15 protein-coding genes are annotated in these 23,774 nt (G+C 55.0%); 7 read left to right on the forward strand and 8 right to left on the reverse strand.

Annotated elements, in window-relative coordinates; translation table 11 throughout:
- Positions 1-79: 79 nt before the first annotated feature.
- From OZX73_RS00265 to OZX73_RS00285, 5 genes are all read left to right on the forward strand, one after another.
- The gene (locus OZX73_RS00265; protein ID WP_277149541.1) at positions 80-2,947 is read left to right on the forward strand and encodes a phosphoenolpyruvate carboxylase; all 2,868 of its coding nucleotides are present in this window, start codon (positions 80-82) and stop codon (positions 2,945-2,947) included.
- A 215-nt stretch (positions 2,948-3,162) separates the two neighbouring features.
- On the forward strand, positions 3,163-3,381 hold the full coding sequence (locus OZX73_RS00270) for an ATP-binding protein (protein WP_277149543.1): 219 nt from the start codon (positions 3,163-3,165) through the stop codon (positions 3,379-3,381).
- Positions 3,365-4,795 (forward strand): ATP-binding protein, encoded by a 1,431-nt coding sequence (locus tag OZX73_RS00275; protein WP_277149545.1) that lies wholly within the window; start codon positions 3,365-3,367, stop codon positions 4,793-4,795. Before OZX73_RS00270 ends, OZX73_RS00275 begins: the two co-directional genes overlap by 17 nt.
- A 738-nt stretch (positions 4,796-5,533) precedes the next feature.
- Positions 5,534-6,853, forward strand: a complete 1,320-nt coding sequence (locus OZX73_RS00280; protein WP_277149547.1) for an ATP-binding protein — start codon at positions 5,534-5,536, stop codon at positions 6,851-6,853.
- 33 nt (positions 6,854-6,886) lie between these two features.
- Complete coding sequence (locus OZX73_RS00285) at positions 6,887-8,134, forward strand: AbiH family protein (protein ID WP_277149549.1); 1,248 nt, start codon at positions 6,887-6,889, stop codon at positions 8,132-8,134.
- 54 nt (positions 8,135-8,188) lie between these two features.
- Here the strand turns inward: OZX73_RS00285 and OZX73_RS00290 are convergent, their stop codons facing one another.
- The 3 genes from OZX73_RS00290 to OZX73_RS00300 all read right to left on the reverse strand — a co-directional run bounded on the left by OZX73_RS00290 (position 8,189) and on the right by OZX73_RS00300 (position 12,503).
- A complete protein-coding gene (locus OZX73_RS00290) occupies positions 8,189-9,379 on the reverse strand; it encodes an ATP-binding protein (protein WP_277149550.1) in 1,191 nt (396 codons plus the stop codon).
- A 595-nt stretch (positions 9,380-9,974) separates the two neighbouring features.
- A complete protein-coding gene (locus tag OZX73_RS00295; protein WP_277149553.1) occupies positions 9,975-11,789 on the reverse strand; it encodes an FAD-dependent oxidoreductase in 1,815 nt (604 codons plus the stop codon).
- Positions 11,790-11,939: 150 nt separating this feature from the next.
- Positions 11,940-12,503: a redoxin domain-containing protein gene (locus tag OZX73_RS00300; protein ID WP_277149555.1), complete on the reverse strand. Its 564-nt coding sequence runs from the start codon at positions 12,501-12,503 to the stop codon at positions 11,940-11,942.
- Positions 12,504-13,063: 560 nt separating this feature from the next.
- On the opposite strand from OZX73_RS00300, the gene OZX73_RS00305 reads away from it, so the two are divergent.
- Positions 13,064-13,825 carry a carbonic anhydrase gene (locus tag OZX73_RS00305; protein ID WP_277150858.1) on the forward strand — a complete coding sequence of 254 codons (762 nt, stop codon included), beginning with the start codon at positions 13,064-13,066 and terminating at the stop codon, positions 13,823-13,825.
- 99 nt (positions 13,826-13,924) lie between these two features.
- On the opposite strand, the gene OZX73_RS00310 is transcribed toward OZX73_RS00305, so the two are convergent.
- The 4 genes from OZX73_RS00310 to OZX73_RS00325 form a co-directional block, all read right to left on the reverse strand.
- Complete coding sequence (locus OZX73_RS00310; protein WP_277149557.1) at positions 13,925-16,279, reverse strand: alpha-galactosidase; 2,355 nt, start codon at positions 16,277-16,279, stop codon at positions 13,925-13,927.
- 104 nt (positions 16,280-16,383) lie between these two features.
- The gene (locus tag OZX73_RS00315) at positions 16,384-17,316 is read right to left on the reverse strand and encodes a carbohydrate ABC transporter permease (RefSeq protein ID WP_277149559.1); all 933 of its coding nucleotides are present in this window, start codon (positions 17,314-17,316) and stop codon (positions 16,384-16,386) included.
- 6 nt (positions 17,317-17,322) lie between these two features.
- Complete coding sequence (locus OZX73_RS00320) at positions 17,323-18,246, reverse strand: sugar ABC transporter permease (RefSeq protein ID WP_277149561.1); 924 nt, start codon at positions 18,244-18,246, stop codon at positions 17,323-17,325.
- A 156-nt stretch (positions 18,247-18,402) separates the two neighbouring features.
- Positions 18,403-19,668, reverse strand: coding sequence for an extracellular solute-binding protein (locus OZX73_RS00325; protein ID WP_277149563.1), 1,266 nt, complete (start codon positions 19,666-19,668; stop codon positions 18,403-18,405).
- Between the two features lie 251 nt (positions 19,669-19,919).
- Between OZX73_RS00325 and OZX73_RS00330 the strand changes: the two genes are divergently transcribed.
- Positions 19,920-20,939, forward strand: coding sequence for a LacI family DNA-binding transcriptional regulator (locus tag OZX73_RS00330; RefSeq protein WP_277149565.1), 1,020 nt, complete (start codon positions 19,920-19,922; stop codon positions 20,937-20,939).
- Positions 20,940-20,994: 55 nt separating this feature from the next.
- On the opposite strand, the gene OZX73_RS00335 is transcribed toward OZX73_RS00330, so the two are convergent.
- Positions 20,995-23,529, reverse strand: a complete 2,535-nt coding sequence (locus tag OZX73_RS00335) for a leucine-rich repeat domain-containing protein (RefSeq protein ID WP_277149567.1) — start codon at positions 23,527-23,529, stop codon at positions 20,995-20,997.
- Positions 23,530-23,774 lie beyond the last annotated feature (245 nt).

Genomic DNA, 23,774 nt, shown 5'->3' on the forward strand with positions numbered 1-23,774 from the left:
AGATGGCACCACAACCGCGGAGGAGCCGCGGAACGCCAACAGATCGAACAACCGGACGCTTGGTTTGAAGGAGGTCTGAATGGCTAAGAACACCAAAAATCAGCCAGACAACAATCAACCAATCACGCAGCCCGATGCCGCATTATTCACATCCGGAGTAGGGACCAAAGGCCCCGAGGAACGTGATCTTCCCCAATCGCTCAAAGACGATCTCGCGCTGTGCCTTGAAATTCTGCGCACCGTGCTCGGGGAATACGACAAGAACCTGCTCTCCACGTTCGACACCGTCCGCGACTATGCGGTCAAGGCGAGCGCCGAGCATTACGCGGAGACCATCGGCAAGGAAAAGCCCAAGGAAGACAACCTGGAGAAGGCCGAAAAGGTCATCGACAGCCTCGACGTCCACGAAGCCCAGCTTCTCGCGCGAGCGCTCACCACGTACTTCCACCTGGCGAACCTCTGCGAGGAGAACTACCGCGTCTCCGTGCTGCACAAGCGCGAATCGAACGTGGGCGAGGACGCGGCCACCGATCCGGTCAACGAACTGACCGGCGCCTACCACCAGCTCATCAACGAGATGGGTCCGGCCAAGGCCAAGAAGCTTTTGAACAAGCTCGAGTTCCACCCGGTCTTCACCGCCCACCCCACCGAGGCCCGACGCAAGGCCGTCGAGGGCAAGATCCGCCGTATCGCCACGCTTCTGAGCGCCGGCAAGCTGCTGGGCGGAAGCGACAAGAAAGAGAACTACCGTCGCCTGTACAACGAGATCGACGCGCTTTTCCGCACCTCGCCGATCGGCGCCAAGAAGCCGACACCGGTCGAGGAAGCCGACACCATCATCGACATTTTCGACAACACGTTGTTCGACACCATCCCGCAGGTCTACCGCCGCTTCGACGATTGGATTCTCGGCGATCAGGCCGGAATCTCGGAGCCGCAGTGCCCCGCGTTCTTCCACCCTGGCTCCTGGATCGGCACCGACCGCGACGGCAACCCGAACGTCACCGCCAAGGTCAGCCGCGCCGTGGCACGCAAGTTCAGCGACCACGCCATCGAGGCGCTTGAGAAGGCGACCCGCACGGCCGGCACGAACCTTACGATGGAAGCCGTCACCACGCCTCCGAGCGACGAGCTCGTCAACCTCTGGAACCATCAGAAGGAGATGAGCGAGCGCCTGACCGACAAGGCCGCAGCCACCTCTTCGCACGAGCTGCATCGCGCGGTCATGCTGGTCATGGCCGACCGTTTGCATTACACTGTGGTGCGCGACGCCGATCTTATGTACAAGAGCTGCGACGACTTCATCACCGACCTGAAGATCGTGCAGCGTTCGCTGGCGGCCGCCGGCGACAAGCGCGCGGCTTATGGACCGGTGCAGGATGTCATCTGGAAGGCGCAGACCTTCGGATTCCATCTTGTCGAGACGGAATTCCGCCAGCACTCGCTCGTCCATTCCCGTGCCCTGGAGGACATCCGCGAGCACGGCCTGCACGGCGAACGTGGCGAACTGCAGCCGATGACGCACGAGGTGCTCGACACCTTCCGCGCACTCGGCGCCATCCAGAAGCGCAACGGCCAGAAAGCCGCACGCCGCTACATCATCTCGTTCACCAAGTCCGCGCAGAACATCCGCGACGTCTATGAGCTCAACCGCATGGCGTTCTCGAACCCCGAGGACGTGCCGACCATTGATGTCATCCCGCTCTTCGAGCAGCTTCAGGATCTCGAGAACTGCGTCGACGTGCTTGACGAAATGATCAAGATCCCCGAGGTGCAGGCCCGTCTGAAGGCGACCGGCGGCAAGCTCGAGGTCATGCTCGGCTACTCCGACTCCTCCAAGGACGCCGGCCCCACCACCGCGACGCTCGCGCTGCATTCGGCGCAGGGACGCATCGCACAATGGGCCAAGAAGCACGACATCGACCTGACGCTCTTCCACGGACGCGGCGGCGCTGTCGGCCGTGGTGGCGGCCCTGCGAACCGCGCGGTGTTGGCCCAGCCGAAGGGCTCCGTCAACTGCCGCTTCAAGCTCACCGAACAGGGCGAGAGCATCTTCGCCCGCTACGGCAACCAGGCGCTGGCCATCCGCCACGTCGAATCCGTCGCGGCGGCGATCTTGCTGCAGTCGGCTCCGAGCATGGAGAAGACGAACACCGAGATGACCAAGAAGTACTGGGGCATGGCCGAAAAGCTCGACGAATCGGCGCACAACCGCTTCCTCGACCTGATCAACGCCCCGGACTTCGCCCCATGGTTCTCCACGGTGACGCCGCTGACCGAAATCGGCCTGCTGCCGATCGGCTCACGCCCCGCCAAGCGCGGCCTCGGCGCCAAGTCGCTCGACGACCTGCGCACGATTCCGTGGGTGTTCTCCTGGGCTCAGGCTCGCATCAACTTGGCCGCCTGGTATGGCCTCGGGACCGCGTGCGAAGATTTCGGCGACCTCAAGACGCTGCGCAGCGCCTACAAGGAATGGCCGGTATTCTCCACGTTCATCGACAACATCGAGATGTCGCTGGCCAAGACCGATGAGCGCATCGCCAAGATGTACCTGGCGCTGGGCGATCGCGACGACTTGCGCGACAAGGTCTTGAACGAGATGGAACTCACCCGCAAGTGGGTGCTCGCCATCGTCGGCGACGACTGGCCGCTGCAGCACCGCCACGTGCTCGGCCAGGCCGTCCGTGTGCGTTCGCCGTACGTCGACATTCTTTCCGTCATCCAGGTGCTCGCCCTGCGCGACCAGCGTGCGTTGCAGAAGAAGCAGGACGCCGAAAAAGCCGCCAAGGCGAAAGCCAACGGCGAGAACCCGGCCGAGGCAGGCGCCGTCGAGCCCAAGAAGACGGACAACGATGAGCTGGCCCGCGACCAACAGCGCGGCGGCTACACCTACCTCATCCTCTGCACGGTTTCCGGCGTGGCCGCCGGCCTGCAGAACACCGGCTGAGTTACTCTGTCAATAAGCGCCAAGCGAAGTCCTGCTGAAACGAATCCTTTGGATTCCAGCGGGGCTTCGTCATATCAGGCAGAAACCTCTCTCGTTGAACTCACACATTTAAATCATTGTTTCAGAAATCCCCAATCCAATTTTCATAGATAAGCTTCCACGTATAATAAAAGCCATACAGAATTGGCGAAGGAAACAGGGAGGGGATTGATACTGTGCCAGACGAGGACGACTTACAGCTACTGAATGAACTTATCAGCGAATGGGAAAACGAAATCGTCGAGTTCAAAGAAGCGAGCGGTAATTTCTCCACCGACGAAATCGGAAGGTACTTTTCTGCACTTTCCAATGAGGCAAACCTCCGCGGAGCAGCAAGTGCATGGCTCGTCTTTGGCGTCAAAGACAAGATGCACCAAATTGTCGGAACACCTTAACCAGCTCAAAGCCCAAATAGCACAGAGCACCGAACCGACTTCTTCGTTTCGAAGCATCCGAGTCGTCGATACCGTCCAAGGCCGCGTCATCCTTTTCGAGATTCCTCCAGCGCCAAAAGGCCTGCCGGTTTCCTGGCATGGCCATTGGTACGGGAGGCACGGCGAAAGCCTTTCACCATTGGAAATCGGGAAAATCGAGAAGATACGGTCACAGACAATCGCGACAGATTGGACCGCAGAAATCATTCCCGGGGCAACCGTTGCCGATCTGGACAAAGAAGCACTCGCCCATGCCCGTGCGGCGTTTGCAACAGCCCATGCAAACCGTATTGACGAGAAAGAGGTCGAGGCTTGGAGCGACAAGGAGTTCCTTGCGAAAGCTCATATCACACGTGACGGCGGCATCACGCGGGCATGTTTGTTGTTGCTCGGTTCTCCGGAATCCGCTTTCAACTATCTACCCGCATACATGCTTGAAATCACTTGGAAACTAGTCGGGCAGGAACAGGCTTACGAGCACTTCGGGCTACCGTTCCTTCTGAGCACCACGACGTTGTACCAACGAATTCGCAACGTACAGATCAGACTTATGCCTGCTAATCAGCTACTTCCCCAGGAAGTTGCGAAATACGATGAGAAATCAGTGTTTGAAGCAATGCATAATTGTATTGCACATCAGGACTACACGCAGCGAGGTCGCATCGTCATCACCGAGTATCCCGACAAACTCACCTTCGAGAACCTTGGCTCTTTCTTCGACGGCGAACCCGACGACTATGTGCTTCGCAATCGCACACCGCGGCAATACCGGAACCCGTTCCTCGTTTCTGCGATGAAGGAACTCAACATGATCGACTATATGGGTTATGGCATCAACAAGATGAACCACGTGCAAGCCAAGCGCTATCTACCATTGCCCGACTACGATTTGAGCGAACCAGGCGGAGTGAAACTCACGATGTATGGGGAAGTAGTCGACCCTGCATACACGCAGATGCTTCTGCAACGCACGGATCTCGAGTTTGAAGACGTGCTCGCGCTGGATCGCGTGCAGAAGGGCCTGCGCATACCACGAGATGAGGCCAGACGCCTGCACAAAGAAAATCTTATAGAGGGACGCTCACCGCATTTGAGCGTAGCAGCTCAAGTCGCTGCCGCCACAAACCAGCAGGTTTCTTACATTCGCAATCGAACTTTTAACGACGAATACTATATGAAGCAAATCGTTACCTATTTGGAGAGCTTCGGGAAAGCCACCCGGAGAGATATCAATGAGCTAATAAAACCAGAGCTGGGTGACAACCTAAGCGACGAACAGAAGAACCGCAAAGTTCATAACCTTTTGAGTAAAATGCGCATAAACGACATGATTCATTCTCACGGGTCGCGCCGCGACACTATATGGACCTTATAACAAATAGAAATTTAACAAATAAAAAAACAATGGAATTAACCAATAAATTAAAAGCGGCGCACATTGGTTCATACCGTTATAAGCTCTCAAAACCTTTGATTTCACGGGGTTTGCGGTCTTTCAACAAAAATAAAACTAAGTTAAATTAGGAGCAAATTAACCAATACTAAACCATAAAATTCCCCAATAGATGCTTTAGATTGTTTCAATTGGAACACAGGTATCGCTCAAATTCTTTATTTCACAGGGTTTTCGAGCTTTTCTACGCCAAACAGGCATCGGGGAAATTAACCGAAATTAACTAATCCATTCCCCTGATATTTAACCAACTTTTACCCCCTATCGGCCGAATCCATGAATCGTCTCAACCGCGAAAACGGCTATCCCACTGGGTTTCGACGCCGGCAAGGGCGAATGTGGTTTAATGTCAACCAACCGAAATCAACCGACTATTTAACCGGCTATTGACGCTACCCAACACGACAAGAATCACAAGCTGGCATATTCGCAGATTTTTCCGACTTGATTTTCCATACCCTTCAATCACTAAAATCAGTGAAAACGTGTAAGCAAGTGCCCAAAATATTAGTGAAAACGTACATAAATCTACCTAAAAGTGCAATGAAAACGTACATGAAACAGCTCAAAACACCAATGAAAATGTGTATGATAGAGATAGAAATAGGTATGAAAGCGTGCAGCACTACTCTAAAAACGTTGGAATAAGGCGGAAACGACATGAAACGACAATTGATGGCAAAATTGGCGGAATGGAAAGACAGTCCACAACGTAAGCCACTGGTACTTGATGGCGCCCGCCAAACTGGCAAAACATGGCTCGCCCAGGAATTCGGACACACTCATTTCAAGCACCTTGCTTACGTTTCGCTGCAAGACAACGAAGCCATGAAAACGCTGTTCGAAGGTTCATTGTTGCCAGAGCGCCTAATTCCTGGTATCGCGTTGGCTGCCGGTACCAAAATTGACCCAAATGACACTTTGATCGTGCTTGACGAGGTGCAGGAAGTACCGCGTGCAGTGGAATCGCTGAAATACTTCGCTGAAAACGCACCGGAATACCCAATCATCGCAACCGGCTCGACACTCGGCATCACTATTCACCGCAACGTTTCATTCCCTGTCGGCAAAGTCGATATCCTGCGCCTTTATCCACTAACGTTCCGGGAGTTCCTCGACGCTTGCGGCCAGAATGAGCTGTTGCAGATTCTTGACAACGCCGACACCGACATGATGACCGTGTTCCACGAGAAGTTCATGGAATATCTCAAGTATTACATGGTGGTTGGTGGCATGCCTGAGGCCGTACAGACCTTCGTCAATACTTATCCTGGCGTCGATTTCTCCGCTATCACGCGCATCCAAGCCGCCATCGAACGCGGCTATCGTAGCGATTTTTCGAAATATCCCGATGACATGCCGCAAGGTTTTCCGTTGCGTCTGGCACAATTGTGGGATTCTCTGCCCCGCCAACTCTCGCATGAGAACAAGAAATTTGCGTATAATGCCATCAAGAAAGGCGCACGAGGACGCGAATACGACCTTGCGATCCAGCGTTTGCAGGATTCGTCACTCGTCACGAAGATTCCGCGAGTGCAAACCGTCGAATACCCGCTGGCAATATTCGAGGACCAATCCGCCTTCAAACTTTTCGTACTCGACGTGGGCCTATTACGCGAAATGAGCGGCATCGCGCCGCAAGTCATCCTCAACGGCGACGAGGTATTCCGTACAGCCAAAGGCGCGCTGGCCGAGCAACTCATCTGCCAAGAACTCATCGCTGCTGGTTTCACACCCTATTATTGGACCGACACCAACGCCACCCACGAGCTAGACTTCATCATCCAGCTCGCCGATAAAGTTATGCCGATTGAGGTCAAAGCCGGCACAAACCTCAATGCAACCAGCCTCAAATACGCGATAAAAAAGTTCGGCCTACCATCCGCCGTCCGTTTTTCATCCCTCGCCCCACGCCACGACGGCTCCATCTACGATTTACCGCTGTACGCCGTGGCTGTATTAAATCAACAAAATATATAACGATATATTCTCAAATGTAGTATGGTATTCTTCATGGTCAAAGAACTAGACTCATCACCAAATCAACTTATAATTCTTGGCAATGGATTCGATCTCGCTTGCGGACTTAAATCCTCTTACTCTAGTTTTTTCAGAGATCGATACAGCTTACATCATTGGAATACAGAAAGCACTGATATAGGAATCATCAACGACCTACTCTTAAAGAGTGGAACACTAAGCACTAAATTTTGGAAGATAGATTCGCCAACTATATGGGACATTATATTTCTTTCAAATTGTAAAACTACTCAAGAAAGCGAAACGAATTGGTGCGATATCGAAACGCTTATTCAAAGTTCAATTGACTATTGGTATAGTGAACCATATTGGGATGATTATTCGCCCGGACCATGGACATTACAGTATTGGATAAATGGTGGAAAAGAACATTCGGACCATCCTGAATTTGCATCTTATATTGAAGATTTCCTTATTCATGAGGGGAAACTAGTGAACGCCTCAGCAAAAACATTTCTCAATGAATTAAAGACTCAACTCAATCAACTTGAAAAAGCATTCGGCCGTTATCTTAATACTTACTATGCTTTTACTAAATTTCCTGGCCAATATTCCAACCCAAACAAAGAAGATGAGCGTCAAAAACAAGTACAAAATCAGAAAATACCTACTTATCAAAAATACGCAAGGGGATTGTTGAAGACCATACGCGGTAAAAATATACGTGGGAATCCACAATTATGTTCTGTTTTATCGTTCAATTTTACGACGCCTTTCACCGAGAACGCGAAAAATAATGATCTCGTTCGCAATATTCACGGGATAACAGAATATCCAATTTTCGGTATCGATCCTGTTTACACAGACCGAGATGGCACTACTCACGTTATTACCGATGAGAGAAGTGCCTTCACTAAAAGTTTTCGAGTCCTGGAGCTACCTACAGATCGACGATACGAAAAAACCCTTCATCCATTTAGAAGTGATGAACCACTTGATTTTATTAAATTCTTTGGTCATTCACTTGGAGATGCGGACTATTCTTATTTCCGCACACTTTTTGATGACGTTGATTTAGTAAACGGTAATACCGCACTTATGTTCCTCTACACAGATGACAGTGTAAGAACTGACCTAAACACAAACGTAACACATCTCATTAATAAATATGCTTCCGACCTCCCTTCACAAAATCAGCGTACAGATTTAATGACTAAGCTGATGCTCGAAGGAAGACTCAGCATTTTAAAAATTCAAGATCCGAAAGAAACGAATCAATAAAAAATATTCCCGTCGCCTCTTGCGCTTATTGACGCGCAAAAGATTCTGGCCTCTTCACACCACAAGCTGAGCAGCATCGTCCAGCGTTAGCAACCGACCGAAACGGGTGGTGAGGGGTTGATCGCCGCCGTAGACGACGATGCGACGGTCGGTGGGTAGGCCGATGGTTTCGCCTAGCTCGTCGACTCGAGCGAAAGCGTGCAAATCGTAGGTGGCAGAAGCTTTGACTTCGACCAGATACTGAACCTCGCCGCCTTTTTCTATTATCAAGTCGACTTCCTTTTGGTTGGTGTCACGCCAGAAATAGAGGGTCGGCTTTCGGCCGCGCACGTAGTATTCCTTGGCGACCGCATTGATTACCGTGTTCTCGAAGAGCGGCCCACGGTACTTGCTCAAGGCGAGGCTTTCCGGTGAATCGATACCCAGCAGGTAAGCGGCCAATCCGGTGTCGTAAAAATACAGTTTCGGAGTCTTCACCAGACGCTTGCCATAATTCTTGTAATACGGATAAATTCGATAGACAATGAAACTGGATTCGAGCACGGAAAGCCAGTCCTCGACCGTTTTCCTGTCGATTTCACAAGCCTTGGCCAACGCCGAATAATTAAGTAGCTCACCGTCGCGCACTGCACATTGCACCAAAAAGTTCTCAAAAGCCGCCAGTTTGCGTACACCGAGCTCGGCCCGGACATCACGCTCGAGGTAGGTATTGATATAGTTCGGGAAATAATCGGCTGGTTTGATTTTGGAATCGTAAAGCCTGGGATATCCGCCTCGCCACATCCATTCGTCCATCGCACCGGGGTTCCTACCGGCATCCTTGAGCTCTGCCCGAGAGAAGGGCATAAGGTAAAGTAGCGCGACACGACCGGCAAGCGATTGCGAGATCGACTTCATCAACAGAAAATTCTGCGAGCCAGAAAGGATGAACTGCCCGGGTTCCTGCCGGCGTTCGTCGACAATGCCCTGAAGGTACGAGAAAAGTTCCGGCACACGCTGAGCCTCATCGAAAATGACGTGATTGCCATACTGACTGAAGAATGTGTCGGGATCGGTCTGCGCGAGTGCCCGCAGTTTCGGATTCTCAAGCGAAACATAGGTGTAGTCACTGAACACTTCGCGAAGCAGAGTGGTTTTGCCAGTCTGCCGTGCGCCAGTAAGCGAAATGACAGGAAACTGCTCGGCAAGTTCCCGCATTTTTGCCGTGATTTTCCGAGGAACCATTTTCACGTTAACTTCACTCATAATTGGCCTATTCTCAACAATTATCGTCACCTATTCCACAATTAACATAAGTGCTACTACCCAATTAACATAAACCCTACTCCACAATTAACATAAAGTCCATTCCACAATTAACATGGGTTCTACTACCCAATTAACATAAACCCTACTCCACAATTTGCATAAATATCCACGCCTAAGCCAAGCGGCAAGAACACAAATATGGTCGGTCTCATCGCCGAACGTTCAGTAAACTTAGACATCAAGCTATATATCGGTTTCGTTGTGTATCGGCAGATACAAGATTGATTCAGCCTTCCTAGAATGCGAAAACAGCCAAAACCACCATTTAGCTCACAAAAATTCTTCCCCTAAAGTACGAAATCGGTCAAAATCGATGCTTAGCACATCGAAATTAACGTTCTAAAGTGCGAAAATGGCCAAAACCATCATTTAGCATACCAAAAGCGACAGCCTAAATAACGAAAATCGGCAAAATCAACATTTAGGTTGATTCCTGCTTGAACTAAATGATGATTTCTGCAGAAAACAATGTTTAACGAAAAGACCTCCGCGGAATCAGCCGGGGAGGTCTTGGGAATGGTAGTTTATTCCGCTACGCTTCGTCGATGAGGTCGAGCATTTGCGGGACCGTTTTTTTGCCGAACTCGACCTTTTGGGTGGTCTTGCCGGAAGCGTCGGTCTTGTTGACGACGATGCAGGGGACGCTCATCGCGCCGTATTGGCTCTGCAGTTCGGGGAAGTGCGAGATGTCGTACGCCTCGGCCTTCACCTTCGGGTTGCCAGCGGCAATGCGCTGTGAGGAAAGCACCGTGGTCGGGCACATCGTACAGGTCAGCGAGACGAGCACCATCACGTCGGTGGTGCCGCCGTCCGCGTCGAGCTTCTCGATGCGTTGCTGGGTGTCGTTGTCGACGGACTGGCCGGGGCCAGCCGCGTTGTAGAGCCCAAGCACGAACGAATTGAATTCGTGACCGCTCGGCACACCATGGAACGCAAGCCCGGTAGGTTGCGACTTGCCGTCGGAACCAACCTTGCACAGACGCACGCAAGGACGGGCCATCGGCATCACGCCTTCGACATCGAACGTGGCACGGCCTTCCGCATCCTCCTCGCCTTCAGCCGGATCGGGCGCAACGACGGAAGAAAGCTTGCCGCCGCTCAGAGATACCAGCTCATCGATGAAACCCTTGAGTTCCTGCGAAAGCTTGGTCTTGTCGAGCGAAAGCTCGAGCACCAGTGGCTGGCTCATGCGGCCGAAAACCACGTCCAGCTGCTTGCGGATGGCGTCGTCAAAGAACCCGGAGGTCTTGACTGGACCAGCGGCCTGACCACCAGTTGCGACATCGGAAGCAGCGGCCGGAGCCGGGGAAGTCCCGGAATTGGCGGCTTTCTTGGCTTGCTCGGCCTCACGCTTCTCGTAATTCGAACTGGTCGGGCGAGGCGGCACAAGGCCAGTCTTCTCACTCAGATCCTTGGCGTAACGCTCAAGCTCGACGCCCGCGACGGCGCCGTCGGAAACCGCGGTGACCACCTGGCGCAGGTTCTTCTCGCGCAAATCGCCGGCGGCATACACCCCGGCGGCGGACGTCTCAAGATAATCATGCGTAATGACGTACCCATGCTCGTCGAGATCGATGACGCCCTTCAAAATGTCGGTCTGCGGCACATAACCCGCAAAGACGAACACACCGAAGTTCTTGCTCTTCGTGGGCTTCCATTCGGTGTCCTCACCGGTTTTGCAGTTGTGGAACACGGCGCTGACCAAGCCGCCCTCTCCAGCCGAGACCGACTTCATCTCGGTGTTGTAATGAATCTCGATGTTGGGGTCGTTCTTGGCCTCGTTGGAAACGGAAGCGTCGCAAGTGAAATCGTCCCCGCGCACCAGAATCGTGACTTTGCTGGCGTATTTGGTGAGGAACACGGATTCCTCGGCAGCCGAAAAACCGCCGCCAACGACGACGACTTCCCTGCCGTTGAAGAACTCGCCATCGCAGGTCGCGCAGTAGGAGATGCCACGACCGGCGTATTCCGCCTCGCCCTGGAAGCCAATCTTGCGCGGGTTGGCGCCGGTGGCCACCAGGATGCCGAAGGTCTTGAGGTCGCCGCGGTTGGTGTGCACGGTTTTGATATCGCCCTCGACATCAAGCCCGGTGGCGTCGGCCGCCATGAACTCGGCGCCGAAATCCTCGGCCTGCTGACGCATGGTCTCGGTGAGCGTACGGCCGTCGATTCTGGCGATGCCGGGATAATTCACCACCTCATTGGTGATGGTGATCTGGCCGCCGAACTCCTCTTTCTCGAGGATGAGCACACGGTAGCGCGCACGCGCCAAGTAGAGCCCAGCGGTAAGTCCCGCGGGACCTCCGCCAATCACCACAACGTCATACAAATCGTCTTGTTGCTTCATAGTTTCCTTTAATATCCATTCCTGCGAACACCGCTACCGGACCAATCCACGCTATTCCGCCATATTCAAGCCACTGACGCTGCCTAAGCGACCCGAAAATGGCGGAAACGGAATGGAACAGCCTTCACGCTCCACCAGAATCGGGAATGATCAGAGCTGGCCGACGAGGTCGAGGCTCGGGGCGATGGTCTCGTCGCCCGGCTCCCACTTCGCGGGGCAGACCTGGTCGCCGTGCTCGTAGACGAACTGCGAGGCCTCGACGCGACGCAGAATCTCTTCCGCGTTGCGGCCGACGTTGGAGGAGATGACCTCGTAGGCCACGACCTTGCCTTCAGGACTCAGGATGAAATCGCCGCGCTCGGCCTGGCCGTTGACCTCGTCATAGCTGTCAAGATCGCGGGAAAGCCGATTGGTCGGGTCGGCGACCATCGGGAACTGGATCTTCGCGATCTTCTCGTTGGCCTCGTGCCAGGCCTTGTGGACGAACTCGGTGTCGTGGGAGACGCCGTAAATCTCGCAACCGGCCTTCTTGAAGTCCTCGTAATGGTCGGCGAGATCCTCGAGCTCGGTGGGGCAGACGAAGCTGAAATCGTTCGGGTAGAAGAAAACCAGGGACCAGTGGCCAAGCAGGTCCGCCTTGGTGAGTTTGCTGAACTCGTTGTTCTGATAGATATTGGCCGTGAAATCGGTGATCTCATGCTGAAGCATCGTCATAATGTGTACCTCTTTACCTCATACTGAATGCGTTTGCACCACGCGCGAACCAGCCCATATTCCTATGCTTATCCGCCAGCGCCCTGTTACGAACATCTGAATCCGCAGGTTTGGCACTCGGCCATTGACCTGCGGAACCTTCATCGCCGTGGAATTCCATGCTATCGCGATAAATTGCATCCCCACAGTGACTATGCGTTTGCAGGCACATTTTTTCGTGAACCGCAATACCCTTGCGCGCAACGGTATCTTTTGCCCAATAAATAAGAAAATCAGTACCACTATATGGACAATTCGCACATTTTTTCTGTTACTTTTGGACCGTCTGTCTATCACGCGCCGATGATTTTCCGTTCTACGATTTCCGAACTCTCGAGACCCAAGAAAGGAGTAAAGTCGGTTACATTATTCAGTATCGCTATTCTCATTCGCTGAGCGCTTTCACGCCCGGAAGGAACCACATGACAGACGACATCCGGCATACCGACAACGCATCCCGCGACCCGCAAGGCGAGGATCCGAACTCCGCCGAATCCACAGCCAATGCGACCTGGAGCCGCATGCTGCAGGGCAACTCCCGATTCGCTTCCGGGCAGGCCGAGCACCCTTGGCAGGACAAGGAGACGCGGGAGTCGCTGATTGACGTTCAGCACCCGGACGCGGCCGTGCTTTCGTGCTCGGATTCACGCGTACCGCCGGAGATCATCTTCGACCAAGGCTTGGGCGACATGTTCACCGTGCGTACGGCCGGGCAGACGTTGGATGACGCGGTCATCGCCTCGCTGGAATACGCCGTGACGCATCTGGGCGTCAGCGTTTTGGTCGTGCTTGGCCACGAGCATTGCGGAGCCGTGGCGAGCGCCGTCGCAGAACTCGACGCCATCGCTTCCGGAGCGGGCATCGACCTAGGCGCGGCCTTCGCGGCGGAAGTAACGGATTCCGAAATGGTCGATCCGGCCGCGGGTGACGCTGGCGATATGCCGGAAGGCAATGATCACAACGATTCGGATGACTCCGAATCCGACGCGGCCACGGTCCCACGCACCGGCATCGACGCTGATGACGTCTTCGACAACATGGAAGAGCTGGTCGCCGCCTCCGAATCCGTGCTGGTACGCTCAGTCGGCGCTTCCGTCTTGGCCGCGCAGGAAGCGGCGCTGAGCAGCACCGACGATTTCGAACGCGTCCACATCGCGCGCACCATCGAGGCGCTGGTCGATCGCTCGACCATCATCCAAGAAGCCCTCGCCGCGCAACGCCTCTCCATCGTCGGCGCCCGCTACCAGCTAACCACCGGCAAAGTCGAAGTGCTCTCGTTCTGAACGGACACTGTAAAAGCCGCGGTTTTCAAAACCAACTATCAGCAATACCATTTAGTTGTTTTCGAGAACCGCGGCTTTTCTTTGCTCTAGAGATAACGGTTATTGCCTCACGATGTCGATGAGACGGGCGGTTTCGGGGCGGCAACGCGGAATCCAAACGCCCTCGTTCGCCAGATAATTTCCGGTCACCGTGGCTTCGCCAAGCGGACCTGCAGGGTCCAGCGTCTCGAGCTTGGCCGAAGGCGGTTCGGGACCAGTCCAGGTGAGCCGGTACCTCGCATCGGGCACAAGACCGGGAATCCTCAGCCAAACGCCGCGGTTGCTGGGGCTCTCATCCATCTGCACATGCTCTATGATGGCGCGCGAGCCATCCTCGGCGACCACACCGTATGCCAGCACGGCATCGTCCGCCACGTCAAGCCGCACGTAATCGCCGGAATGCAGGAAACCGCGTTCCGCCTTATACCAAGCGACCCAGGCCTTCAGCTGTCGCAAATCCTCCGGCGACGCCTTGCGGATGTCCCATTCGATGCCGAAACTGTAGAACGCCGCCGTGGCCGCGCGGAAAGCGGTGGTGAAAGTGCGTCCGGTCTGGTCGGAGGTCGGCGAGGAGACGTGCGCCCCCAGCAGTTCGGGAGCCACGATCTGGGTGGTCCAACGCTGGATTTCCTGGCGAGAAAGGGCGTCGGTCATGTCGGACGTCCAGAAACGGCTCACGTGTTGCACGATCCCCAGATCGATGCGGCCGCCACCGCTGGCGCACGATTCCCATTGCACGTTCGGGAACCGCGAGCGCAACGCGTCGAGCAAGCGATAATAAGCCCGGGCTTGCGCATGTGCCGCTGGAGCGCCGCCACGCAGATTGCTGCCGGGCTCGAGGAAGCTGCGGTTGCAATCCCATTTGACATAATCGACACTGGTATGCGCCAGCACTTCGCTGACGTGTTCCAGAACATAATCGAAGGCATCCTGGCGGGTCAGATCGATGACGTATTGGTGCCGTTGGAGTAGCGGACGACGGTTTCGCGCCTGCAAGATCCATTCGGGATGATCGCGGAACATGTCCGAATCGGGATTGACCATCTCCGGCTCGAACCACAGACCGAACTCCATGCCCAAACTCCGCACGCAATCGGCCAGCGGCGCCAATCCCTGCGGCCAGACCTCGGGATCGACCCACCAATCGCCCAGCCCGGCATCATCGCTGCGACGTAGATGGAACCAGCCATCGTCGAGCACGAAACGCTCCACGCCGATGTCGGCGGCCCGATGCGCCAAGTCGGAGAGCACCTTGAAATCGTGATTGAAATAGACAGCCTCCCACACGTTGAGCGTGACCGGCTGGCGTTTGGGGTGCGTAGGCAAGCTGCGCTCCCAGCGATGCAACTTGTGGGCCACGCCATCAAGGCCATGACCCGAAGCGGTGACCACGACCCACGGCGTGCTATACGATTCGCCTTTCGCAAGCGTGACCTCGCCGGGCAGCAAGAGCTCACCGGCCGAGATCGCCGCGCAATCCTCATCGTTGCGCTCCACGGCCATCACGGCGTTGCCGCTGAACGCCGGCTGCACCTCGATGACCTGCCCATGGCCGAAATCGAAACCAGGCCTGCCGGCGATAAGGGTGGTGCCCTCAAACCCAGGTCTGCCGTGGCGGTATTCGCGCAGCCACATTCCATCCGCCACGTCGTGACGCTGTGGCGTACGCTCACGTTCATGGCGACCGGTGAAATCGAGGAATTGCGTCTGGTCGTCGCGCAACGGCACCCGCACTTCCAGCCCTTGCAACTGGTAGGCACCCGGAGCGGCGTTGGTTAATGTATGACGAATCCGAAGCGAGCCGCCGACCATCGTCTCGATATCAGTGACGAGGCGCAATCCCGCATCAACATCTTCGGCCTGGAACGTGAGACGTTGCGTTGTCCGGGCAACTCGGCGGCTTCCAGTTTGGGCAACATCAATATTATCAATGCGGCAGTTGCCACGAGCAAACCCAGCCGAATCAACACTATTGGCGATGCCATCCTCAATATCCTTGCTAGCATCCACTTCTGTAATCCGCGGGGAGGAAGTCAGCACAAAACGCGGAGACCAATCCGCACCAGTCTGAACTTGGGTTTGCTGCGCGCCACCGATATTGCCGGCGTCACTCGTCTCGTCAGCACCGCCGGTATCGCCAATATCGCCACCAACCGTGCTGACGAAAATACGTTGCCCGCGCAAATTCGGCCGGCAGAACGAACCGCGCGACTGCTCAAGCAGCAACCCACTCAGATGCATGCCCGGCTCGGCGTCCTCGTCATGCTGGTGGATCGCAGGAAAACCACCAAACGACAAGGGGTCCGCGATGTCGAAGACACCATAAGCGAGCGGCAGTCTGTCGCCCACCTTCACGTCCTGCAACGCGATGCAGGTCACCGAACGCCCGGTGTGATTGGTTGTTGGGAATAACAAGGCACGACTCCTTTTGCGTTTTACGGTCATACGGTTACGTTTCGACCAGCGCCACACTGTGCCGACGCTTTACAACTCAGTTACATTTAAGCGATGACGATGCGCTATTTCTCGACCCCCGCAACCATACCTTCGATGAAGTAACGCTGCAGGAACAGGTACGCGATGACCACCGGCAACGCGCCAATCAAGGCGCATGCCGCGGCGACACCCAGGTTATTGGTCTGTGTGGCGAAGAACGCCCCCACCCTCGGCGCGATGGTCTGCATGGATGGGTCGGAGAGGATGTAGTTCGACAGCGAATAGTCGTTCCACACGTTGTTGATGGTCATGATGACCACCGTCGCAGTCACCGGCTTCAGGGTGGGCAGGATGAGGTCGACGAAAATGGTGAAGCGGTTCGCGCCGTCGATCATGCCGGCCTCGTCGATCGCCGTTGGCACCGCGCGGATGAACGAGGCGTAAAGGAAGATGGAGAGCGGCAGGTTCATGGCCGTGAGCACCAGGATGATGCCCCAGTAGGTGTTGACACCACCCATTTTCACCAGCATGGCATACAACGGCACCAAAATCGAAAGCGGCGGCACCATCATCACGGCCGTGATCAATCCGAAGATCAGCGAGTTTCCGCGGGTCTTGCGGCGGGCCAGCGGGTAGGCGGCCATCGCGCCGATGGCGCAGACCAACGCCGTGGCGACCACGGTGACGATGACGCTGTTGAGGATGGCCCGCAGGATGCCGCCTTCATTGATCGCGCGGCTGTAGTTGCTCCACGCGATGTCATGCAGACGCGGAATCAGCGAGCTGGAGAGGTCGTCGGCGGGCTTCATCGAAGTGGTGATCGCCAGATAGAACGGCAGCAGCTGGACGATCATGATGATGATCAGGAACACGTAGACCGGCACTCGCCTCACGCCTGCCGCGACGCCGTTTCCGGCGCCCTGGCTACGCGCGCGCATCCGCTTCTCGGCGGCCTTGCGCTGCCTACGCTGGTACTTTTCGACCTGTTGGGTTTTGATTGCTTCTTGTTCACTCATAATCGGCTACTCCTGACGTCCGAGCTTGTCCATGCCGCTGTTGAGCAGGTAGGTGATCACCGCGATGAAGACGAAGAGCACCACACCCAGCGCCGAGGCATAGCCGGCGTTCTGGTCGCGGAAATACGTGGTGGAGATGTAGGTCGACATCGAGTTGGTGGCATATCCCGGGCCACCACCCGTGAGCACGGTGATGATGTCGTAAAGCTTGAGACCACCGATGAGGTTCAGCACGACACTGGTCATGAACGCCGGCTTGAGCTGGGGCAAGGTGATATGGAAGAACATGTTCCAGCCATGCGCCCCGTCGAGTTCCGCGGCCTCGACGACGGAATGGTCCATGCCCTGCAGACCGGCCAGGTAGATGATCATCGAGACACCGAAGAACTGGACGGAGTTGATGATCACGATGATGGCGACAGCCAACCCCGCATTCTGGAAGTAAAGCAGGCGTTTGCCACCGAACGCCGCGATGATGGTGTTGAGTGCGCCTTGCTGGTATTGAAAGATGAAGTAATACATTGTGCCCATGATGACCGGCGAGACGAGGGCCGGCAGATAGACGATCGCGCGCATGAGGTTGCGGCCGTGGATCTTCGTATTGAGCAGCAGCGCCACCCCAAGCCCGAGCACCTGCTGGATAATCGTGGAACCAAAGCCATAGACCAACGTGTTGCGCAGGATGGGCCAGAAGTTCTTGTCCTGCAGCATCATCTTGTAGTTCGCGGCGCCAACGAAATCCTTCTGCGGGTTAAAGCCGTCCCAGTTGGTGAACGACAGGCCGATGCCGCTGATCAGCGGGTAGACGATGAACACCACCAGCAGGATAATCGCCGGCAGATAGAAGAGATTGATGCTTCCGCCTTTGAACCTATGGGCGAAACCTTGCCGCGCCGGGCTCGCCGGGCTCGCAGCAGTTTGCGTTACCATGCCTTGCACTCCTTATTTCATATGTGTTTTGGTGAAGGAGCGGTGCGGCTCCATGCAGCAAAGCGATGTACCGCACCGTTGTTCGCCCGATTACCGAGCCAGCCGATTACCGGCTCGCCATCACCGGACCAATCCGTTACCAAACCGGCAGAAACCTTATTTCGCGGTCTTCTTGTAAAGTCCGTCGAACTTGGTCTTCATCTGGTCACTGGCGGACGCAGGCGTGGACTGACCCGTCACAACGCCGTCAGCGGTGGTGATGATGGTGTTCCACATGCCGTCGGGCAGGTATGCGCGATCGAAGATCTCCTGGGTGGGGACCTTCTTCGTCTTCGACCAATAGTCATAGCTTTCCGTCGCCTTGCCCAGCGTGCTCGGAACGTCATTGAACGCGGTAGGCTGCGAGACCGCGGCGGTCAGCTTGGTCATGACATCCTTTTGCGCCAGGAAATCGATATATTTCAGCGCCTGGTCCTTGTGCTTGCTGGTCTTCGAAACGCCAAGCGCCGTGAGCTCGCCGGCCGCGAAATAATGTTCGGTCTTTTGCGATGGATAAGGCATAAAGCCCACATTCGCGTTGGGAGCATAGGACTTGAGGCTTGAAAGGAAGTCAAGGCCCTGGAACGAGAACGCAAGCTTGTTCTGCCCCATCAGGCGGTACATGTCATCGGGCGAGGCGGAAACATAGTCGACATTGATATACCCCGCGTCCTTGATGTCCTTGATATTCTGCAGAACGGGTTCGTAAAGCTTCGGATCGAACTTGCCAGCCAGCAAATCCTTTTCCTGGGCCTTGGTATAGAAGCCCATCGCGGTCATGTCGGCGACATTGCCGGTCCACCAGTTTTCTTTGCCGGGCAGCCCAAGAGGCGTCGCGCCGATCGCCTTTATTTTCTGGCAAGCGCCCATGAAATCGGCCCAGGTGTTGATTGACTTTGCATCGACGCCAGCTTGGTCGAGCACGTCCTTGTCATAGAGCACACCATTGGCCGCGACCGCGAGGGGCAACGCGTAGAGGTTCTTGTTCTTGGCACGCATCACGTTGTTGGCCGTGGGATTAAGGCGCTTGGCCCATGTACGGGTCGAGAGATTCTCAAGGAAATTCGCATACCGGTTTTTCGACCAACCATGCGTGTTAAAGATATCGGGAGCATTGTTGGCGGCGAGACGCACCTTGATGTCCTGTTCATACGATGTCGCGCGCGGGACCAGTTTGATTTTGACGTCGGGATTCTTCTTTTCGAACTCATCCGTCACTTTTTGCAAGGCTTTGATCTGGGTGGACCCAGTGTCCATGCTGGTCCAGACCTCCAGGGCATCGTTCTTGCTGTTTGACGAACCGCCACACGCGGCCAGTGGCGTAATCGCCATGGAACCGGCCGCGAGCAAGGCGACGACTTTCAATACCTTTGATGCTTTCATTTCCAATCACCTCGTTGTGCCAAACGAAACACGGACATCATGGGCGGCAGATCCTTGTGTCCGATTGAATAATCATCCAATCGATTCAGAGTCTACTCGAGTAGATTACATTTTGCAAATCGCGTGATTTATTATCATAAATATGATGTTTCATTCCAAGTTTATTAATCTACACGAATAGATTTTTAAGTTCACTGGTTGTTAGTATCATAGGAAACCAGTAATCGTAAAACGCAGATAACCGAGGAACGATGACGCGCAGCCGCAAACCCAACCGATCGACACGATCCGATGTCGCCAAACTCGCCGGCGTCTCGACCGCCGTGGTGAGCTACGTGTTCAACGACGGCCCCAAACCCGTCGCCGCGGACACCAAGCAGAAAGTGCTCAAGGCCGCGGCCAAACTCAACTACCAGCCCAACTCCATGGCCAAGGCGTTGCGCGCCGGGACCTCAAAACTGTTCGGTGTCATCGTGCCGGATTTCTCGAACCCGTTCTTCGCCAACATGAACGATTCGCTGGAAAAGGAAGCCACGAAGGCCGGCTATTCCGTGCTGTTCATGAGCTCCCACCTCGACGGGCTGACCGAGCAACGCTGCATCTCCCGCCTGCTGGCGCGCGACGTCGACGCGGTGTTCGGCGAGTTCCCGCAATCCGGCGAGGTCTTCCAATCATTGGACGCACGCGGTTGCCCTTTCATTCTTTTCGACTATTCGCGCCAGGCGGTGGGCGCCAAAGTCGTCTCCTCCGATTTCCGGCAGGCGACGCAACTCGCCACAAACCACCTGCTCAGCCACGGCTATCGGCATATCGCCATGCTGCTTGGGCACGGAGCCGACCCCTCCGATCCACGCGTGCAGGCTTGGTCGGAGGTGCACCACGCGCACAAACTGCCCGTGGGACCAATCGTGCGATCCGACTTCACCCGCGAAGGAGCCTACAAAGCGACGTTGTCATTGCTGGACAACGCCACGGACGAAACGGGATCGGGAGTCCGGCCGGAAGCGATTTTCGCCTGCTCCGATCTTGAGGCCATTGGTGCGCTCCGCGCGCTGCACGAGCGGGGTATTCGCGTCCCGGAGGATATGGGGCTGATCTCCTTTGATGGCACCAAGGAATGTCTCTATACATACCCGCAGCTCAGCTCCTTACGGCAAGACACGAAATCCATCGCGAAACTCGCTGTGAAAACCGCACTGAACCCAGATGCGGCTCCGGACGTGCAGCTGGTCCCGGTCCAGCTCGACCTGCGCCGCTCCTGCGGACATTGAGTCGACCCCCAACCCTGTTGTATTATGCTGATTCGCCAATACCCATCCGCGTCGCTTACTGTATGGTGGTGTGTCTCCTCAGCAACCTACTGCCCAAAGCCATGCACAGCGCGAGGACGGCAAGTCCGCCAAGCCACAAATCTTCCCGATAGGAGGCCCCGGTGAGCGGAAGTTCGTCGGCCATGCGCATCCAACCCGCATGCAATGTCACATCTTGGGTCACCGTCGTATTCGCGAAATCGAACGTATCGCCGACTCCCGCCCCCGACGAGTTCACCTGAGCGTACCAGCCGGTGAAGCGATATCCCGCACGTGTCGGAGCGGCAGTCGGAGCCTCGATCTTGTAGCCGCTATGCACTTGAACCGTCGACGGCTGCGCGGACGGCAATGTGCCCCCACTAGGGTCAAACGTGACCGTGTGCTGCGCGACCTTGTAGTACCCGGTGATGGTGCCTGAAAAGATTCCGTAGGCATTGGCAAATTGCGCGTATGAGTTAAACGATTGATTCAACTGCTTCGGAGCATCTTCAGGGGCGAACGGCATGGGACCGGTCCACGTGAGTTGCTGGCGGTCGGCATCGAATTGGCTCCCCACGGGCAAGGTGGGCGAATAGGATCTCGGATCGACGCCCACACTGGTCACCGAACCGTCAGCCGACTTCTTCAGCGACACCGCGGTAGGCACCGACAGCCCCGGATCGGCCGTCAACGTATCCGACAAGGTCACCGTCTGCTTGTCGGCACAGAAGCTGGAATCCCCGGAATCGCAACCATCGACGATGCCACCAGAACTCAAATTCGTCAGAGTCTTCAGAGGCGAGATATCGCTGATATGGTTGCTGCCGAGAAAAAGCGTGTTCAGGTGCGTCAATCCCGCCAACGACGACACATCCGAGATGTTGTTATAATGCAACCACAATTTCGTCAGAGTGGTCACGCTGCCCAATGAACTGACATCACCGATATGATTGTTGGATAATCCAAGCACGCCCAACCACGGAAAATGCGCACCATTGATGACGCTGATATCTCTGATTTCGTTGTTATCCAGATACAGCGCATATATTTTCGTCAACGACGTCAACGAACTGATGGATTGAATGTGGTTGTTCTTCAGTTGCAGCGTATTCAACGCATGCAGTTGCGCCAAAGACGACACATGGACAATCGCGTTGTGATTCAAATACAGTTCTGTGAGATTGGTCAATTTTACGGTAGGAGACGCGATCAAAACCGAAACATCGGTAATGCTGTTGTAGTCCAAATCCAAAGTCTGCAAATTCGACAACCCGGAAAGACTACTCACGTTGGAAATACTATTGTCCGACAGGTTCAGATGTACCAACTTCGACAACCCGGAAAAACCACTTACATCGGAAATGCGATTGTGGTCCAAATCCAGATCTGTCAGATTCGTCAACCCGTCAATACTACTCACGTCGCTAATGCTATTATTATCCAGATCCAGAATCTGCAGCTTCGACATCCCGGAAAGAACACTCACATCGGAAATATCATTACCAGCCAGATGGAGATTCACCATATCCGGAAACCCGGAAAGATTGCTCAAATCGGAAATCCCATCATAGCTTGCAAAAAGATTATTCAGTTTGGATAGATATTTCAGCTGGTGCAGATCGCGGCTGTGCTCATTTAGGGTGTACCCTGGCTTGTCGCTGATATGCAATTGCCCCAGACCCGTGAGCGTCTGCAATCCATCCAGCTCGGTGATTTGCAGCCTATTATCTTCCGGCGTCGTGTTGTAATTGAAACTGCCGAAATTCAACGCGGCGCGCTGCGTCCATACATCCGAAGTCTTAAGACCGCTAGGGGCTTGCGGCTCACCGATCACCTGTTGCGCCAAATTCTTGTCGGGGAAGCACGTGGCGACCGTATCAATACCCATGACGCACCGATGCCCGGCCGAAGCGTCCTCATAACCCCACAGCGCCCATACCGTCTCGTCACCAGTGACCGGAGCCGTCAGATCGAACGAAGTCATCTCGCCCTCACCAGTAGCATCCGTACTGTTTTTGCTCACACCCCAGCCCATGAACTGGAGGCCCTGGTTATAAGGAGTCGGCGACGTTGGAGGTGAGGCATAACCGCCATCAGCCACGGAGTCGGTTTTCAACGTGATCGCCCAACCCGCAATGCCGCTGGCGTCCATCTGCGTCTTGAACGTCACGGTATGGTTGCCCCTCACCGATACCCCATGTGCGGCAACGGCTTTGGTCGATGGTGTTCCTGTGCCGCCGTTCGCATCGTACGCCGACGGATAGGTCGTGTTGAGGCTGGGACGATCGACGGCGTGATCCGACGAGTTTGCTCCGTTAGAAATAGCACGATTCCTCGTTTTTGGCACCAAGCCCCCGGAATGCCGCTTGTGTTTTGTCAAGGAATTAGTGCCGAAGATACCCACGCGCTTCTGCGAAACCGAAACGGATGACGTATCCTTCGCGGACTCAGCAGCCGCGTAACCATCCGAAGCGGGCTTCTCCCGGAAAACGATGACGGATACGCCAAGGCACAAAGCAGGCAACAACACACCCACGGCAATCCACAGCCATATACGCATCCACTTCCGCACAATTTACCCCCTTTCAGCGGCCTGGCACATCGCGCCTCAATTTGCGCGTTCGGACGCGCGCTACATTCGCGATGCAGGCATGCACTGAAATCATGCAGGCATACAATTGTTTCTACAAACAATCCCCCAATGACGTATTATCGTATAATATATCGACGTTATATTACGCAACTATGTACTTTTTAACTAAATAAAACGTTACAAACAGGCCAAATGTGCGGCAAATAACGCATTACATCAATGCT

The sequence above is a fragment of the Bifidobacterium sp. ESL0775 genome (genome assembly GCF_029395475.1).
Classification (GTDB): Bacteria; Actinomycetota; Actinomycetes; order Actinomycetales; family Bifidobacteriaceae; genus Bifidobacterium.

Excerpts from the sequence above, each read along its gene's own strand:
- OZX73_RS00315 (WP_277149559.1), bottom strand. The coding sequence starts at position 17,316 with ATGAGTGAACAAGAAGCAATCAAAACCCAACAGGTCGAAAAGTACCAG.
- OZX73_RS00325 (WP_277149563.1), bottom strand. The coding sequence starts at position 19,668 with ATGAAAGCATCAAAGGTATTGAAAGTCGTCGCCTTGCTCGCGGCCGGT.
- OZX73_RS00330 (WP_277149565.1), top strand. The coding sequence starts at position 19,920 with ATGACGCGCAGCCGCAAACCCAACCGATCGACACGATCCGATGTCGCC.
- OZX73_RS00295 (WP_277149553.1), bottom strand. The coding sequence starts at position 11,789 with ATGAAGCAACAAGACGATTTGTATGACGTTGTGGTGATTGGCGGAGGT.
- OZX73_RS00320 (WP_277149561.1), bottom strand. The coding sequence starts at position 18,246 with ATGGTAACGCAAACTGCTGCGAGCCCGGCGAGCCCGGCGCGGCAAGGT.
- OZX73_RS00305 (WP_277150858.1), top strand. The coding sequence starts at position 13,064 with ATGCTGCAGGGCAACTCCCGATTCGCTTCCGGGCAGGCCGAGCACCCT.
- OZX73_RS00300 (WP_277149555.1), bottom strand. The coding sequence starts at position 12,503 with ATGACGATGCTTCAGCATGAGATCACCGATTTCACGGCCAATATCTAT.
- OZX73_RS00280 (WP_277149547.1), top strand. The coding sequence starts at position 5,534 with ATGAAACGACAATTGATGGCAAAATTGGCGGAATGGAAAGACAGTCCA.
- OZX73_RS00290 (WP_277149550.1), bottom strand. The coding sequence starts at position 9,379 with ATGAGTGAAGTTAACGTGAAAATGGTTCCTCGGAAAATCACGGCAAAA.
- OZX73_RS00265 (WP_277149541.1), top strand. The coding sequence starts at position 80 with ATGGCTAAGAACACCAAAAATCAGCCAGACAACAATCAACCAATCACG.
- OZX73_RS00285 (WP_277149549.1), top strand. The coding sequence starts at position 6,887 with ATGGTCAAAGAACTAGACTCATCACCAAATCAACTTATAATTCTTGGC.